General features: G+C 66.2%; 16 protein-coding genes and 2 pseudogenes. 12 read left to right on the top strand and 6 right to left on the bottom strand.

The genetic code is table 11. The features are described 5' to 3' along the window. Nucleotides 1-13: 13 nt before the first annotated feature. Nucleotides 14-334 (bottom strand): hypothetical protein, encoded by a 321-nt coding sequence (locus ASG07_RS08505; protein WP_055844442.1) that lies wholly within the window; start codon nt 332-334, stop codon nt 14-16. A 177-nt stretch (nt 335-511) separates the two neighbouring features. Between ASG07_RS08505 and rpmG the strand changes: the two genes are divergently transcribed. Further along, nucleotides 512-679 carry a 50S ribosomal protein L33 gene (rpmG, locus tag ASG07_RS08500; RefSeq protein ID WP_055844439.1) on the top strand — a complete coding sequence of 56 codons (168 nt, stop codon included), beginning with the start codon at nt 512-514 and terminating at the stop codon, nt 677-679. Nucleotides 680-892: 213 nt separating this feature from the next. Here rpmG and ppc read toward each other — a convergent pair whose 3' ends face one another. From ppc to ASG07_RS08485, 3 genes are all read right to left on the bottom strand, one after another. Continuing rightward, nucleotides 893-3,577, bottom strand: coding sequence for a phosphoenolpyruvate carboxylase (gene ppc, locus ASG07_RS08495; protein ID WP_055844436.1), 2,685 nt, complete (start codon nt 3,575-3,577; stop codon nt 893-895). A 77-nt stretch (nt 3,578-3,654) separates the two neighbouring features. Continuing rightward, nucleotides 3,655-4,059 (bottom strand): hypothetical protein, encoded by a 405-nt coding sequence (locus ASG07_RS08490; RefSeq protein WP_055844434.1) that lies wholly within the window; start codon nt 4,057-4,059, stop codon nt 3,655-3,657. A 28-nt stretch (nt 4,060-4,087) separates the two neighbouring features. After that, on the bottom strand, nt 4,088-4,654 hold the full coding sequence (locus ASG07_RS08485; protein WP_055844431.1) for an HNH endonuclease: 567 nt from the start codon (nt 4,652-4,654) through the stop codon (nt 4,088-4,090). A gap of 80 nt (nt 4,655-4,734) precedes the next feature. Between ASG07_RS08485 and gluQRS the strand changes: the two genes are divergently transcribed. Genes gluQRS through egtD form a run of 5 tightly spaced genes read left to right on the top strand, consistent with a single transcriptional unit; the run spans nt 4,735 to nt 8,662 of the window. After that, a complete protein-coding gene (gene gluQRS, locus ASG07_RS08480; protein WP_055844429.1) occupies nt 4,735-5,589 on the top strand; it encodes a tRNA glutamyl-Q(34) synthetase GluQRS in 855 nt (284 codons plus the stop codon). A gap of 9 nt (nt 5,590-5,598) precedes the next feature. Beyond that, nucleotides 5,599-5,826: a twin transmembrane helix small protein gene (locus tag ASG07_RS08475; protein WP_055844427.1), complete on the top strand. Its 228-nt coding sequence runs from the start codon at nt 5,599-5,601 to the stop codon at nt 5,824-5,826. Nucleotides 5,827-5,850: 24 nt separating this feature from the next. Further along, nucleotides 5,851-6,399 carry a cob(I)yrinic acid a,c-diamide adenosyltransferase gene (locus tag ASG07_RS08470; RefSeq protein WP_055844423.1) on the top strand — a complete coding sequence of 183 codons (549 nt, stop codon included), beginning with the start codon at nt 5,851-5,853 and terminating at the stop codon, nt 6,397-6,399. Between the two features lie 36 nt (nt 6,400-6,435). Then, on the top strand, nt 6,436-7,683 hold the full coding sequence (egtB, locus tag ASG07_RS08465; protein WP_055844420.1) for an ergothioneine biosynthesis protein EgtB: 1,248 nt from the start codon (nt 6,436-6,438) through the stop codon (nt 7,681-7,683). Between the two features lies 1 nt (nt 7,684). Further along, complete coding sequence (gene egtD, locus ASG07_RS08460) at nt 7,685-8,662, top strand: L-histidine N(alpha)-methyltransferase (protein ID WP_055844417.1); 978 nt, start codon at nt 7,685-7,687, stop codon at nt 8,660-8,662. Nucleotides 8,663-8,738: 76 nt separating this feature from the next. Here the strand turns inward: egtD and ASG07_RS08455 are convergent, their stop codons facing one another. Further along, on the bottom strand, nt 8,739-9,878 hold the full coding sequence (locus ASG07_RS08455; RefSeq protein WP_082474673.1) for a DUF1176 domain-containing protein: 1,140 nt from the start codon (nt 9,876-9,878) through the stop codon (nt 8,739-8,741). Nucleotides 9,879-9,951: 73 nt separating this feature from the next. On the opposite strand from ASG07_RS08455, the gene ASG07_RS08450 reads away from it, so the two are divergent. From ASG07_RS08450 to ASG07_RS18130, 4 genes and pseudogenes are all read left to right on the top strand, one after another. Then, the gene (locus ASG07_RS08450) at nt 9,952-10,821 is read left to right on the top strand and encodes a 3-hydroxybutyryl-CoA dehydrogenase (protein ID WP_055845012.1); all 870 of its coding nucleotides are present in this window, start codon (nt 9,952-9,954) and stop codon (nt 10,819-10,821) included. Nucleotides 10,822-10,930: 109 nt separating this feature from the next. Continuing rightward, on the top strand, nt 10,931-11,482 hold the full coding sequence (locus ASG07_RS08445; RefSeq protein WP_055844411.1) for a fasciclin domain-containing protein: 552 nt from the start codon (nt 10,931-10,933) through the stop codon (nt 11,480-11,482). 142 nt (nt 11,483-11,624) lie between these two features. Next, nucleotides 11,625-12,812, top strand: a pseudogene (locus tag ASG07_RS08440) (esterase-like activity of phytase family protein); the annotation flags it as partial. Nucleotides 12,813-12,995: 183 nt separating this feature from the next. Next, nucleotides 12,996-13,094, top strand: a pseudogene (locus ASG07_RS18130) (PEPxxWA-CTERM sorting domain-containing protein); the annotation flags it as partial. Nucleotides 13,095-13,131: 37 nt separating this feature from the next. Here the strand turns inward: ASG07_RS18130 and ASG07_RS08435 are convergent. Next, nucleotides 13,132-14,460, bottom strand: coding sequence for a NupC/NupG family nucleoside CNT transporter (locus ASG07_RS08435; RefSeq protein WP_055844408.1), 1,329 nt, complete (start codon nt 14,458-14,460; stop codon nt 13,132-13,134). Between the two features lie 214 nt (nt 14,461-14,674). Here ASG07_RS08435 and ASG07_RS08430 point away from each other — a divergent pair, with 214 nt between their 5' ends. Together ASG07_RS08430 and argB are read left to right on the top strand one after the other, a co-directional pair. Further along, nucleotides 14,675-15,307 carry a queuosine precursor transporter gene (locus ASG07_RS08430; protein ID WP_055844405.1) on the top strand — a complete coding sequence of 211 codons (633 nt, stop codon included), beginning with the start codon at nt 14,675-14,677 and terminating at the stop codon, nt 15,305-15,307. A 190-nt stretch (nt 15,308-15,497) separates the two neighbouring features. After that, a complete protein-coding gene (argB, locus tag ASG07_RS08425) occupies nt 15,498-16,409 on the top strand; it encodes an acetylglutamate kinase (RefSeq protein ID WP_055844401.1) in 912 nt (303 codons plus the stop codon). The last annotated feature ends 30 nt before the right edge of the window (nt 16,410-16,439 follow it).

Below are 16,439 nucleotides of genomic sequence, written 5' to 3'. Positions count from 1 at the left end.
TGCATCCAAAGCGTCAGCTCGCGAGACGGACCGAGCAGGCCGCGGCATAGGCGTCGCAGGCGGCGACGTCCTGACGATCGCATCCGACCGCGTCGGACAGGATCGACAGCCAGCCGTGCACCAGCGCGCCGCGCTCGCCGCGGGACAGCGCCGAGTCGACGAAATGGGCGACGGTGACGGCGGGGTTCAGGCCGTTGCGATGCGCGATGACGCGAATCGCATCGATCGCCGGGGCGAGTTCGCAAGGTCGGGCATAGGGGGCGCGGGTGTCGATCGCGGCAATTCGCATCGTCAGGTCGGCGCGGACGGCGTCCAGATCGATCGGCTGCTCCATATCCCCCCTCTCCTCTTCTATCCTGCTGAAACCCTACGCTTCCACTGGTTGCCGGGCCGTTAAGAACCGCCTGCCGACGTGCTTTTAGTTGACTTCGCACCAGCCATGCGTCATGCGCCGCCACTGATCGAGCGGGGGCCCCGGCCGCCGCTCTCTTTCTTTTTCAGGATAGGGCTCATGGCCAAGCCGACCACCGTCAAGATCAAGCTCGTCAGCTCCGCGGACACCGGCTTCTTCTACGTCACCAAGAAGAATCCGCGCACCAAGACGGAGAAGCTGAGCTTCAAGAAGTACGACCCGGTCGTGCGCAAGCATGTCGATTTCAAGGAAGCCAAGATCAAGTAATTCGATCGCGCGCCGTCAACGGCGCGTGGATCGATTGCCGATCGTAGCGGTGATTAGGCCGGGGACGACATCGTCCGCGGCCTTTTTGCGCGCGCGCAATCAGCGCGGCCTTGATTTGGATCGCGCTTGGTCGAGCGCACCTGCCGAAAATTTCTCCTCTACAAGGGAGAATGTGGTCGGTGACTGCCTGGTAGGGGGAGTGCTCGCGCGGGTTCACCCGGAATTGCGCAGTCCCGTCGCGATCGCGTTGATCGAGAGCAGGATGCCCTCGCCGATGCGGTCGTCCTGATCGCCGGCGCGGTGTCGTTTCATTAGTTCGATCTGGAGCAGGTTGAGCGGTTCGATGTAAGGCAGGCGTAGCCGGATCGACGCGTCGAGCGCAGGATGATCCTCCAGCAGGCGCGATTGGCCGGTCGCCTCCAGCAGGCCGTCCTGCGTCATGTGCCACGCATCGCGGATCGTGGTGAACCGGTCGCGGAGCCCGTCCTCGACCAGTTCGGCGTAGCGCGCGGCGACGCTCATGTCGGATTTCGCCAGCACCATTTCCATGTTCGCCAGCGTCGACGCGAAGAGCGGCCAGCCCTTCGCCATCTCTCGCAGCAGGCCCTTGTCCTCGAACGCCGTGATCGCCTGACCGACGCCGTACCAGCCCGGCAGCATGACGCGTGCCTGTGCCCAGCTGAAGACCCACGGGATCGCGCGGAGATCCTCGATCCGGTCGGATTTGGTACGGCTGGCCGGGCGACTGCCGATCTTGAGATTCGCGATTTCCGCGATCGGCGTCATCTGGCGAAAGAAGGTGCGGAAGTCGTCCGAACCGTAGACGAGGTCGCGGTAGGCGCGGAATGCGTTGCCGGACAGCGTCTCCATCGCCGCCGCGAACGCGCTGTTCTCCGAATTGGACAGGCGGACGGGCTCCAGGCTGGCGAGCAGGGTCGCCGAGGCGATCGCCTCCAGATTGGTGGCCGCGCTTTCGCGGGTGCCGTATTTGGCGGCGATCACCTCGCCCTGCTCGGTGATGCGGATGCGGCCCTGCACGGTGCCGGTCGGCTGCGCACGGATCGCCGCGAAGGCGGATCCGCCGCCGCGCCCCACCGCACCGCCGCGGCCGTGGAACAGCTGCATGCCGACGCCCGCCGCCTCGAACACCGGGCGCAGCGCCGTCGACGCTTTCGACAGTCCCCAGGTGGACGACAGATAGCCGCCGTCCTTGTTCGAATCGGAATAGCCGATCATCACCTCCTGATGCTTGCGCGCGGCCGCGATCGCCGCGACTTCGGGCAGGGCGAACCAGTCGGTCATGATCGCGGGTGCGGCCTCCAGATCCTCGATCGTCTCGAACAGCGGCACGGCCATGATCGCGGCAGTGGCGGTCTCGCCGGGGCGATAGAGGCCGGCTTCCTTCAGCAGCAGGTGCACCTCCAGCAGGTCGGACACCGATTTCGCCATCGACACGATGTAGATGCCGATCGCGGCGGGGCCGTAGCGGGCATGCGCCTCCGCCGCAGCCTGAACGATCGCGAGTTCGGACGCGGTTTCGTCCGAATAGGCGTGGAAGCGGCTGGTCAGCGGGCGCGGCGACTCGAGTTCGCGGCGGAGCAGTGCGATGCGTCCGGCCTCGTCCAGCGCGGCGTAATCGCCCTCGACGCCTGCCACCTTCAACAACTCGGCGACGACGCGTTCGTGCACGGCGGAGTTCTGGCGCAGGTCGAGCGCGGCGAGGTGGAAGCCGAACACGTCGACCGCGCGCACCAGCCGGCCCAGTGCGCCGCTCGACCGCAACGCGCCGTCGCCACCCGCCGCCGCGCCCATCTTCGCCAGCGCACGGGCGAGCGTGACGAGGTCGGCGCGAAACGCCTGCGGGTCGGGATAGCGTTCGCCGCGCAGTGCGCCGGGGCGGGGTGCGCTCTTGCCGGTCAGCGCCTGATAGGTTGCGGCGAGCCGCGCATATATGCCCGACAGCGCGCGGCGGAACGGCTCGTCCTGACGGCTGGTGGCGCTATCGCCGCTCGCCTCCGCCAGCGCCTCGACGGCGGGATCGATATCGGTGCGCAGCGATGAGATCGACAGTTCCGCACCCAGCGCGTGGATCGTGTCGCAGTAATAGCCGAGCACAGCTTCACTTGCGCGGGACAGTGCCAGCGTCAGCGATGCGGCGGTGACATTGGGGTTGCCGTCCCGGTCGCCGCCGATCCAGCTTCCCGGCCGCAGGAACGGCGGCGTGCGATGACCGAGCGCGCGATCCCAACGCTGGTAGAGCGCGGGCAGCACCGGCAGGAACACGTCGCGCAAATAGGACAGCGCGGTCTCCACCTCGTCCGCCACGCCCAGCCGATCCCGCCGCAGCGCGCGGGTCTGCCACAACAGCGCGATCTGCCGCGTAATCGCCTCATCCACGAGATCGCCGTCTGCGGTTTCTTCCTGTCCGGCATCGCGGATCGCCATCAGTTCTGCAATCCGGTTGCGGTGGTCAATCATGCTCTTGCGCCGCACCTCGGTCGGATGCGCGGTCAGCACCGGGGCGACGAGGGCGTGGTCGAGCAGGTCCAGCACGCGCGGGCCGTCGATACCTTCGGCCGCCAGCCGCTTCAGCGCGGAGGCGACGTCCGCCCCGTCCTCCGCGGTGATCCCCTGACGATCCTCGGCCAGGTTCGCCAGCATCGAGAACAACATGAAGCCGCGAACGAAATCGAGCGTCTCATCGAGATCGAGCTTTTCGAGCTGGAGGTCGACCGACGCACCGTCGCCCAGCCCGCGGTGGCGTTCGACCGACGCCCGCCGGATCGTCTCCGTCGCGGCGAACAGCCGCTCGCCACCATAGGCACGGATGACGTCGCCGAGCAGCGCGCCCAGATAGCGGATGTCGGGGTTGTTCGCGATGGGGGGAAGGCTGGCCATGCCCCGATGCTGCGCTGCGGCAGGGCGGGCGTCAACCTCGTCCGTTCAGGTCGGTACGATCGTGCCCGTTGACGGTCTTACGGCCCCGGTGCCACCGGCGTCGGCGCACCCCGCTGGCCGCTGCGATAGGCCTCGCGCTCCTCCGACGTGACGGTGCCGTCGTGATTGAGGTCCATCGCGTCGAACCGGGCGAGCAGCCCTTCGGAATATTCGATCTGCGTGATCCGGCCGTCGCCGTTGCGATCGAGCGCGCGGAGGCGCGTGTTGGCGCGCGGCAGTTCGTCCGGCGTCAGCGCATCGTCGCCATTACGATCGAGATTACGGAAACGCCGGCTGATCGCGCCTCCATAGTCGAGCCGCGACGTCACCGAGGGCGGCGTGAAGTTCGCGGCCTTCGCGTCCGCCTCCGCCATGTTGTCCTGCGCGTTGTCGCCGCATGCCGCCACTGCGAACGCCAGAACGCCCGCCACCACGATCCGCATCGGTATCCCCAATTCAGGCCCAAATCGTTCAGGCTTCCAGCTCGATGTCCCAGTAGAGCCAGTCGTGCCACGTGTCGTGCAGGTAATTGGGCGGAAACGACCGCCCATGTTCCTGCAGATGCCAATTGGTGGGGCGGATGGGCTCCACATACAATGGCATCGCCGCCTGTTTCGGTGTTCGCCCGCCTTTTTTCAGGTTGCAGGGGGCGCAGGCGGTGACCACGTTCTCCCATGTCGTCCGGCCGCCTTGGGCGCGCGGGATGACGTGATCGAACGTCAGATCGCGCGACACGCCGCAATACTGGCAGGCGAACCGGTCGCGCAGGAACAGGTTGAAGCGGGTGAAGGCGGGAAATTGCGACGGCTTCACATATTGCTTCAGCGCGATCACGGACGGCAGCTTCAGCGACATCCGGGCGCTGTGCACCTCCCGCTCGTAATGCGCGACGACGTCGACCCGGTCGAGGAACATCGCCTTGACCGCGGTCTGCCACGGCCACAGGCTGAGCGGGTAATAAGACAGCGGCGTGTAATCCGCATTGAGCACGAGCGTAGGACAGCTGTCGGGATGCCGGATCAGGTCGGGATGAAACACGCGCCCTCCCAAGCGAAGTCGCCGATGATCTCGCGGGCGCTGTCGCCCATCGGCGTGACGTCATGATGACAGCACGGAGCATGATTCCGGGTCAAGAGGGGATAGTCACCCGCTTCGCCCCCAGCCCGACCGGGCGGCTGCACCTAGGCCACGCCGCCTCCGCAATCCGCGCGCATGATTTTGCGCTCGCGTGGGGCGGGCGGTTCCTGCTGCGGATCGAGGATATCGACGGGACGCGGAGCCGGCCGGAGCATGTCGCGGACATCGTGGCCGACCTCGCCTGGCTGGGGCTCAGCTGGGAAGGGCCGGTGTTCCAGTCGCAGCGGCTGGACCTGTACGCCGATGCGTTCGGGAAACTGGACACGATGGGGCTGGTCTATCGGTGCTATTGTACGCGTGCCGCGATCGCGGCCAGCCTGTCTGCCCCTCATGGGCCAGAGGCGGTGTATCCCGGTACCTGCCGGCATCGGCCGCGCGACGACCAGCCGGATGCACCGCATTGCTGGCGCCTCAATGTCGCGAAGGCGCTGGCGCGGACGGGGCCGCTGAACTGGTGGGACGAAACCGCAGGCACCGTTGCGTGCGAGGCGGCGGCGCAGGGTGATGTCGTGCTCGCGCGGAAGGATGCGCCGTCCAGCTATCATCTGGCGGTCACCGTCGACGATGCGGCGCAGGGCGTGACCGACGTGGTGCGCGGTATCGACCTGTTCGCGGCGACGCATGTCCACCGCCTGTTGCAGGCGCTGCTCGGGCTGCCAACGCCGCGCTATCGTCATCACCCCCTGTTGACCCGGTCGGACGGCGAGCGGTTGGCGAAGCGTCACGGTGCGCCGACGTTGGCGGCTCTACGCGAGGCGGGGGAGGATGGTCGTGCGCTCGCAGACCTGTTGCGGGCCGGCCGCTTGCCTACTGGTTTTTCGGCGCGGAACGCCTAGATTGAAGACATGAATACGTTCCTCGTCATCCTGCTGATCGCCGCTATGATCGCGACGGTCGTGGCGCTCGTTCGCGGCGTCATCTCCTTCCTTCAGGAATCGCACGCCCAAGTGCATGGCGAGGGGCCGAGCCAGGCATCGCTTAAATCCAATCGCATGATGCAGCAGCGCATCTTCTTTCAGGCGTTGGCGGTACTGATCGTGGTCGTGATCTTGTTTGCGGCTGGCCGAACCTGATCGTTCCGCATAGCGAACGGCGTCATGGTCAAACTGACAAAGATTTACACGCGCACCGGTGATACCGGCACCACGGGTCTGGTCGACGGATCGCGCGTTGCGAAATCAGATCGCCGGATCGCTGCGATCGGCGACCTGGACGAGGCCAACAGCGCGATCGGCGTCGCGCTAATCGGAATGGTGACCGGAGTCGTTCGCGACGAACTGGCGCGCATCCAGAACGACCTGTTCGATCTCGGTGCCGATCTTGCAACGCCCGGTGCGATCGACGGTGCATTGCGTATCGTCCCTTCCCAGGTCGAACGGCTGGAGCTGGCGATCGATGCGTTGAACGCCAATTTGTTGCCACTGACCAGCTTCATCCTTCCCGGCGGCACGCCAAGTGCGGCCGGGTTACATCTGGCGCGGGCGGTTGTGCGCAGGGCCGAGCGGTCGGTCACGGCGATGCCGGACGCGAGCCATGTGGCTGCAACCTATATCAACCGGTTGTCGGATTACCTGTTTGTCGCGGCAAGGGCGCTGAACCAAAATGGCGCCGGCGACGTTCTGTGGGTTCCGGGGGGAACGCGCTGAGCCTAACGCCCGCGCATCATTGGCGAAAGGGCGGGTATGACGATAGCGGCGGTAGCGAACGCACGGTCGCCTCATGGCGAACGATTCGCGTCGGTTCGGGCGCTGAGCATGGCCTTGGCAAGACCATTGTCGGATGCCGATGCCACGATGCAGTCGATGCCCGATGCGTCGCCGGCCAAGTGGCATCTGGCGCATACGACGTGGTTTTTCGAGACGTTCATACTCCGCGATCACGTGCCCGGGTACCGATTGCACGACGCGCGCTGGCCGTTCCTGTTCAACAGCTATTACGAAGCCGAGGGTCGTCGCCATGCGCGGGAGCGCCGCGGGATGCTGACGCGCCCGTCGTTGGACGAGGTGCGGGCGTATCGCGTACATGTCGACGCCGCGCTGGTCGCGGCATTGCCGACGCTGCCCGATACCGCGCTGGAACTGATCGAACTCGGCTGTCATCACGAGGAGCAGCATCAGGAACTGCTCGTCACCGATATCCTGCACGGCTTTTCCGAAAATCCGTTGGAGCCGGCGTTGTGGCCGGCTGCGCGCAAGGTGCCGGTGGCGATGCCGGGGCCGATCGCGTGGGTGGAGGGCCGGACCGGCATCGTACAGGTCGGCCATGATGGGGACGGCTTTGCGTTCGATTGCGAGGGGCCGCGCCACGATGCTCTGCTCACACCGCACGCGCTTGCCGATCGGACGGTGACGAATGGCGAGTGGCAGGCATTCGTTGCCGATGGCGGTTACCGGGAGCCGCGCTGGTGGCTGGCGGATGGCTGGGCATGGGTGAAGGCTGAGGCGATCGTCGCACCGCTATACTGGAAAGAGCAGGACGGCGGATGGACGCGGTTCGGCCTTGATGGAAGGCGCGCGATCGATCCCGCCGCGCCGGTGACGCATGTCAGCTTTTTCGAGGCCGATGCCTATGCCGCCTGGGCCGGTGCGCGCCTGCCGACAGAGTTCGAGTGGGAAGCGGCCGCAGCCGGGCTCGACCCCACCGGCGGCAATCAGATGGCCGATGCGGGGCCCGTCGAACCACGGCCGGACGGCGGCTTGTTCGGCGATGTCTGGGAATGGACCGGCAGTGCCTATCGCCCTTATCCGGGCTTCCGGGCTGCCGAGGGTGCGGTCGGCGAGTACAACGGCAAGTTCATGAGCGGCCAGTTCGTACTGCGCGGCGGATCGTGCGCAACGCCGCGCGGCCATGCACGTGCCAGCTACCGCAACTTTTTCTATCCGCACCACCGGTGGCAGTTCACCGGCGTGCGACTCGCCAGGGATCTCTGACATGCTGAAGCAGGGCGACGCGGACCGCACGCGCAGTCTCGCAGATCCGGCCTTCCGCGCCGACGTACTGGCCGGACTGGAGCGTCGCCCGCGTGCGATTCCGGCGCGCTGGTTCTATGACCGGCGCGGATCGGAGCTGTTCGAGCAGATCACCGACCTGCCCGAATATTATCCCACCCGGACCGAAGTCGCGATCCTGTCGCGCATCGGCGCCGACGTACGCACGCGGATCGGCGAGGGGCGTGCAGTGGTGGAATTCGGCTCCGGCTCCTCGACCAAAACGCCGCTGCTGCTGGAGGCGATCGCGCCATCGGCCTATGTGCCGATCGATATCTCGGGCGATTTCCTGCGCGCGTCGTCCAAGATCCTGGCAGCGCGTTTTCCCGATCTGCTGGTCTTGCCTTTCGAGGCGGACTTCATGCGCCCATTGGCGCTGCCGCGGACGATCGCGAACGCATCCAAACTCGGCTTCTTTCCCGGCAGCACGATCGGCAACATGACCCCGGCGATGGCTATCGATCTGCTGCGCGCGATGAAGGCTTCGCTGGGAGAAGGCGCAATGCTGCTGATCGGGATGGACCGGATCAAGGATGAGGGCGTGCTCGTTCCCGCCTATGACGATGCGGCCGGGGTGACGGCGGCGTTCAATATGAATCTGCTGGAACGGATCAACCGCGAACTGGATGGCACCGTGCCGGTCGATGCGTTCCGGCACGAGGCGCGATGGAACAACGACCGTGCGCGGATCGAGATGCACCTCGTCGCAACGCGCGACGTTGCGTTCGACGTGGACACCCGCTCGTTCACGATTGGCGCGGGCGAATCAATCCATACCGAAAACAGTCACAAATATGGACCGCGCGATGGGCGTATCCTGCTGCGAGGCGGCGGCTGGACACCGGTCGCGGAGTGGACCGATCCCGATGGGTTGTTCGCCGTCTATCTTGCCGAGGCGCAAGCGGAACGCGTCGCGCCGTAGCGCTCGGCGGGCTTCCAGATATCGTTTCGACCGCACCGAATATTGGTATTGTGGGGGATCGCCCCTGCACCTCCGACTACTGCCGCACCACCTGCGCCCGCCAGGTCGTAAGGTAATGGGGATTGCCTCGACACTCTCCCATCTCCGCCTGTTCGGACAGGCGGAAGCGTGAGCCGTCCCAGACCAATTTTTGCGTCACGCCACAGTCACCCAGGCCGCGACCCTTCGCGTAGCTGGTGAGCTCGCCATCCTTCCATGCGCCGTTGACGACCGACGTCGTTACATCCTCCCCGGCGGCAGGGGTTGGGCCGAAACCGGTTGGCACGTCGGCCCTGGCAACATCGACGTCGCCGCCGCGGATCACGAACAGCGCCGAGGACAGGTTATAGGCCCCGGACGAGCAAGGCAGCATTACGAGCGTTGCTTCTCCGCCCAGCGCATGCGTCTCCGGCTGCATCGTCGTGGCGAAGCCCTCGCCGCACGCCGCCAGACGTTTCATCTCCGCAAGTTGCTTCGGCGTCGGCATCGCCGCACGACCGGTTGCGACGACGGCCCTGATAATCGGCGCGGCGCGGCGTCCCGGCACCGACGCGGCCGGTTTGTCTCCCTTCGCAACGAGGGCGGTGACGGTTCCGGCGCGACCCTGCCGGGCATCGATCCAGCGCAACGCGGCGGACGCGCCCTTCAGCGAAACGGTCGCACGCCGCCGGTCGCCAGCCTCCAGCACCGTCAGCACGGTCCCGTTCGTCATGGCGGCGGCGACGGTAGCGGCGACCGGCCCGTTGAGATTCGTCAGTGCAATGCGGCGGCCGTCTATTGTCACGGCAACCGGACGGACGGGCTTTTCGTCACCCGCGACGTCGAACGACAGATCGACCGCACCGTCCGGCCCCGGCTGGCGCAGCACCGCCATCGTCACCGACGGGAAGGGGAAAGCTCCATCCTCCGGGCCAAGCGAGGCCATTTGACACAAGGCAGTGTTGTCGCACGCAACGATCCAGTCTCCGAACGTCTTTTGTTCGCCCGGCTTTGCCGGGGTCGTCGAGGCATTGACGATGGCCGACGGCGTCGGTGCAGACTGCGGTGTGACATGGGCTTCCCGCGTCCCGCCAGGCGTCGGGCTGGACTTCGCCTGTGGAGCGTCCGTGACGGTGCAGCCTCCAAGTAGAACGATACCAAGGGCTACGGCCGAAACGGCAGGCAAAGCGATACGCATGGAGGGACAAACCCCCGTGCTGGCGATGACGTTCCGCAGCCGCTATGCGCGCGGTCACAGAGGAGAGAGCAGCATGCGGATTATCGGCGTGATCGGGGCGGGACAGATGGGCGCGGGAATCGCGCAAGTGTCTGCCCAGGCCGGCTTCACGGTGTTGCTGGCCGACGTATCGCTGACGCAGGCCGAACAAGGTAAGGCAGGTATCGCCAGACAGCTCGAGCGCGCGGTGATGAAGGAGAAAATCACCGGCGAAGCGCGCGATGCGGCACTGGCGATGATCGAGCCCGTAGAGGCGGTCGCGGCGATGGGCGACTGCGATCTCGTCATTGAGGCCGCGACGGAGCGCGAGGCGATCAAGCGTCAGATCTTCGCCGATGTCGGCAAGGTGCTGCGCGCGGATGCGGTGCTGGCTTCGAACACCTCGTCGATTCCCATCACGCGGCTGGCGCAGGCGGCACCCGACGCGGCGCGGTTCGTCGGTGTGCATTTCTTCAATCCGGTGCCGGTGATGGGCCTGATCGAGCTGATCCGCGGGCTCGCCACGTCGGACGAGACGGTGGCGGCGGTCGAGAGCTACGCGCAGGCCCTGGGCAAGCGCGTGGTGCGCGCCAACGATGCGCCGGGCTTCATCGTCAACCGCGTGCTGATGCCGATGCTGAACGAGGCGTGCTTCGCGCTGGGCGAGGGCGTGGCGACGATCCCCGACATCGATGCAGCCTGCCAATTGGGGCTGAACCATCCGATGGGGCCGTTGACGCTGGCGGACTTCATCGGGCTGGATACGTGTCTGGAGATCACCCGCGTATTGTTCGAGGGGACAGGCGATCCCAAGTTCCGGCCCGCGCCACTGCTTGTCAAATACGTCGAGGCGGGGTGGTACGGGAAGAAGACCGGGCGCGGCTTCTACGACTATTCGGGCGAGACGCCGGTGCCGACGCGCTGATCTTGCCGACGGGTAACGCACGTTGCCCGGACGCGAGGTTGCTTTGCATCAATCGACCCTTGTCGTCCGTACCTCCTTCGCGTCGCTTGACGGCGCGGAGGAGAGCAGCATGAACCGGAATATCCTGAACGCCGTGGCCGCCGTCGCAATGGTCGCGGGCGGCGGAGCGGTCTACGCGCAGAAGAATCCGAAGGTCGGCGGTGCCGCGATGTACCCGACCAAGACCATCGTCGAAAATGCCGCGGCGTCGAAGGACCACACGACGCTGGTCGCTGCCGTGAAGGCCGCGGATCTGGTCGGGACACTGTCCGGCCCCGGCCCGTTCACCGTCTTCGCGCCCACCAATGCCGCCTTCGCGAAGCTGCCGGCGGGCACTGTCGACACGCTGGTGAAGCCGGAGAACAAGGCGACGCTGACGGGTATCCTGACCTATCACGTCGTGCCTGGCCGCATCACCGCGAAGGAGATCGCGGCGAAGGCCAAGGCCAACGGCGGCACAGCGACCTACACGACCGTGCAGGGCGAGCCGCTGACGTTCCATAAGGCGGGTGCCGGCTGGGGCATCATGGACGGCAAGGGCAATATGGGCCGGATCAGGGTCGCCGACGTGTATCAGTCGAACGGAGTCATCCACGTCATCGATACGGTGATGATGCCATAAGAAAGGCGGGAGTGCGGCAGTCCTCTGACGAATTTCGGAGAATTGCCGCAGCCGCGGCAGAGTCGTCATTCCGTCGCCGAAACGTCACGGGCACGTCACCATGTTCCTGTTTGGCCGAACGGTTAACAGGGAGTGAATCACGATGCGCCGTATCGCCACCTTACTGATCGCCGCCGCTCTACCGGCCATTCCCGCCCATGCGGCCAGCTTCGTCTCCAGCCTGTCGGTCGCCAACGGCACGGATCTGTCGGGCTTTACCGGGACCGGCAACAACCGGTTGGGCGGGTTCGGATCCGACCTCGTCTACAACGCCACGGACGGGCTGTTCTATGGCATCACGGATCGCGGGCCGGGGGGTGGCGTGCTGTCCTTTGCCCCGCGGATGCAGGCGTTCTCGCTGAACATCGATTCGACCGGTGCGATCGGCGGCTTCACCTTGCAGCGTACGACGGTGTTCACAGACATGAACGGTCAGGCATTCAACGGCCTGAATCCGCGCCTGCTGAACGGCAATGCCGCGACGCTCGGCCGATCGTTCGATTCCGAAGGGCTGGCGCGGCTGGCGAACGGCAATTTCCTCGTGTCGGACGAATATGGTCCGTCGCTGTACGAGTTCGACGCGAACGGGCGGATGATCCGCAGTTTCACGACGCCGGCCAACCTGTTGCCCAAGGATGCGAACGGTACGCTGAACCATGTCGACGGCCGACCGACAATCGTGAACGGCCGTCAGGACAATCGTGGGTTCGAGGGGCTGACGGTGACGCCGGACGGCAAGACGGCCTATGCCATCCTGCAGGACCCGCTGGTCGACGAGGGGCGTGCGAACAATGGCGGCGCGGACGGGCGCTTTAGCCGCAACGTCCGCATCGTCGCGTTCGATATCGCATCCGGCCAGTCGACCGGGCAGTTCATCTATCAACTGGAGGATCGTGCCGACATCAACGCGCGCGTCATCGACACGTTCGGGGCGAACAATCAGGGGCGGTCGATCGGCGTGTCGGCGATCCAGTCGCTGGGCAACGGCAAGTTCCTGGTGCTGGAGCGCGACAATCGCGGACTGAGCGTCGACGAAACCGCATCGACCGAGGTCGCGTCCAAGCGCATCTACCAGATCGACCTGACCGGCGCGACGAACGTGGCGAACGTCAGCTTGGCCGGCACCAATGCGCTGCCGACGGGTGTCGTCGCGGCGAAGAAGGACGCGACGCCGTTCATCGACATCGCCGCTGCGCTGAAGGCCCGGGGCCTGCAAGTGCCGGAAAAGATCGAGGGCTTCACCTTCGGGCCGCGGACGGCGGATGGCGGCATCACGCTGGTGGTCATCACCGACAACGACTTCTCCGTGACGCAGAACGGCGCGGGCACGCAGTTTGACGTGTGCGTCAATGCGGCCAACACCGCGCGGTCGCAGGTGGCGCTGGGGGATATGTGTCCGACCGGTCAGTCGCTGATCCCCAATCTGGTCTACAGCTTCAAGCTGTCGCGCGGCGAATATCTGTCGCTGACGGGGGCGGTCCCGGAGCCCGCCACGTGGGCGATGATGATCGCGGGCGTCGGACTAATCGGCGGTGCGATGCGCCGTCGCCGGACGGCAGTTCGCTTCGTCTGAGTTCGTGAGGGGGAGGGGCTTCGGCTCCTCCCCCTTCTCAGCCGATCAGGAGACCGGCGAGCGCGGCGGACATCAGGTTCGCGAGGCTGCCGGCGACGAGCGCGCGGATACCCAGCCTGGCGATCATCGGCCGCTGATCGGGGGCGAGGCTGCCCGTCACCGCCATCTGGATCGCGATCGACGAGAAATTCGCAAACCCGCACAGCGCGAAGGTCACGATCGCGACGGTACGCGGGCTGAGCGCCGCCGCCTGCTGGCCGAGCGAGATATAGGCGACGAATTCGTTCAGAACGATCTTCTGGCCGAACAGCCCTCCGGCGATGCCCGCCTCCGTCCAGGGCACGTTGAGCAGGAACAGCACCGGCGCGAAGACGTAGCCGAGCAGCCCCTGGAACGACAGGCCGGGTAGCCCGACCATGTTGCCAAGGCCACCGAGTAGCCCGTTCGCGAGCGCCACGAGGGCGACGAACGCCAGCACCATCGCACCAACCGCGACCGCAAGCTTGACGCCGGTCTGGGCGCCCTGCGCGGCGGCCATGATGAGGTTGGCGGGCCGTTCCTCGTCATGCGAGGCATCGGGCAAGGGTTCGCCGGGGGTCCCCTCCGGCAGCAGCGCCGCAGGGCCGACGCCGCTGATCCGTGCCTCTGCCAGATGCACGTCGCGGACGTGCGTATCGCCCAGCGGCAGTTCGCCCTGCACCGGCATGCGCGTGTCGGGCATGATGATCTTCGCCATCAGGATGCCACCCGGCGCGGCCATGAAACTGGCCGCGAGCAGATATTCGATCGAGATGCCCATCGACGCATAGGCCGCGAGGATCGTGCCTGCGACGCCGGCCATGCCGCTGGTCATCACGGTGAACAATTGCGGCGGGGTCAGCCCGGCGAGGTAGGGCCGGATGACGAGCGGCGATTCGGACTGGCCCACGAAGATGTTCGCCGCCGCGCAGAGCGATTCGACCTTCGACACGCCGATCACCTTTTCGATGCCGCCGCCGATCCAGCGCACCACGAATTGCATGACGCCGAGATAATAGAGGATCGAGACGAGGCTGGCGAAGAAGATGATGACGGGCAGTGCCGCGATCGCGAAGCTGTTGCCGCCGATCGCCGGCGTCGCGAGCGGCCCGAACAGGAAATCGGTCCCGGCCTTGGCATAGCTCAGCAGGTCGGCGACGCCGCCGGACAGGAACGCCAGCACGGAGCGCCCCCACGGGGCGTAGAGCACCAGCACCGCGATGCCCGCCTGCAACGCGAACGCCGATCCCACCACGCGCAGGCGGATCGCCCGGCGATCGCTGGAGAGGAGCACGGCGATGCCGAGGATGACGACGATGCCGGCGATACCGATCAGGAAGCGGCTCACGAACGGCGCGTCCGGCTGAAAAACGCGCGAATGGTCCCAAACGTCACGGCAAACAGCCCCTTCTTGGGACGTTTCGTACGCCCCCAACCTTGATGTCGCCGCGGGTTATGGCAATAATCGGGGGTGTAGGACAGCCCCGAGGTTCGGGGCGCCCGGACGACTGCCCGAAAGCGCGCGATTGTACCCGTCGCAAGCGGACGCTAGCACTGCGACGATGGATACCGCGCTCCGCATCCCCCGATCCCTGTTCGCTTTTTCGATCTTCTACGGCGGGATGGTCTGCATCGCCGGGGTGCTCGGCAACAAGCAGGTGGCGCTCGGGCCGCTGGCGGTCGAGGCGGGGATCTTTGCGTTCCTGTTGCTGGTCGTCACCTCGTCGGCGGTCGCGGAATTGCACGGGCGCGACATCGCCAACTGGCTGGTGCGGATCGGGTTCGTGCCGCTGATCGTGTCGATCCTGCTGGCGGTGATCGTGCTGGCGGTGCCGGCGAGCCCGCAGATGGAGCCGGCGCGTCGCGACGCGTTCGCGCTGATGATGGGCGGCACGCCCCGCATCTGGCTGGGCGGGATCGTCGCCTATGGCATCTCGCAGACGCTGAACGTCACGATCTTTTCATGGCTGAAAGGGCGGGAGGGCGCGACGCTGCTATGGCTGCGCGCGGGAATCGCCAGCATCCTGAGCCAGATCGTCGACACCTTGCTGTTCGTGTCGATCGCGTTCCTGGGCATCTTTCCGATCGGGGAGTTGCTGGCCGGGCAGATGCTGGCGAAGGTGGTGCTGTCGGCGGTGCTGGTGCCGCCAGCGATCTATCTGTTCGTGGGGCTGGGGCGGCGGCTGGATCGGTAGGCGCGGGCCTTTCACTGGGGCGACGCCGGCCACGAAGGCTGCCAGTGCGTCGGGTTCGGGCGTCATCATCACGATCGCTGCTCTCGACGTCGATCCTCGCGATCGGTTGGATGACGTCCATACGCCGTCAGGACCAGCGCACAACGACATCCGCTTTCGTCTGGTTACGGTGGCCGCTAAGGGCGCAATCATGACCGATAACTCTCCCGATGCCGCCCTGCTCGCCAAGGCGGAGACGCTGACCGAGGCGTTGCCGTATCTCCAGCGCTACGCCGGCCAGACCTTCGTCGTGAAATATGGCGGGCACGCGATGGGCGATCCGGAGTTGCAGCGCGACTTCGCGGAGGACGTGGTGCTGCTGAAGGCAGTCGGAATCAATCCCGTCGTCGTTCACGGAGGCGGGCCGCAGATCGGCGCGATGCTGAAGCGGCTGGGCGTTGAATCACGGTTCGTGAACGGGCTGCGCGTGACCGATGCGGAAACCGCGAAGATCGCCGAGATGGTCCTGGCGGGATCGATCAACAAGGATATCGTCGGCTGGATCGGTCAGGCGGGCGGGCGCGCGGTCGGCATATCCGGCAAGGATGCCGGGCTGGTGCTGGCGGAGAAGGTGGGCCTGCGCGATCCCGACCCGTTGCAGGGGATCGAGCGGCATGTCGATCTGGGCTTCGTCGGGGAGCCGATCGCCGTGGATCGCAGCATCCTCGATACGTTGTCCAACGCGGGCATCATCCCGGTCGTCGCGCCGGTCGGGGTCGGTGCGGACGGAACGACTTACAACATCAACGCCGACACGATGGCCGGCGCGATCGCGGCGGCAATGGGCGCGTCGCGGTTCTTCCTGCTGACCGATGTCGCGGGGGTATTGGACAAGCAGGGCGAACTGCTGACCTCGCTCGACCCGGCCGCGGTCGAGGAACTGCGCGCGGACGGAACGATCACCGGCGGGATGATCCCCAAGATCGAAACGTGCGTGGCTGCCGTGCAATCGGGCGTCGACGCAGCGGTGATCCTCGACGGGCGAATCCCGCATGCGATGCTGCTGGAAATCTTCACGCGTCAGGGTGCGGGTACGCTGGTGAGCGCGAAGGCGGCGCGGTAGGCCGCATGTCTGCGCGAAGCGGTTTTTGCG

The organism is Sphingomonas sp. Leaf343, assembly GCF_001423765.1.
Classification (GTDB): Bacteria; Pseudomonadota; Alphaproteobacteria; order Sphingomonadales; family Sphingomonadaceae; genus Sphingomonas.
This window is presented reverse-complemented; position numbering and strand designations above follow the sequence as displayed.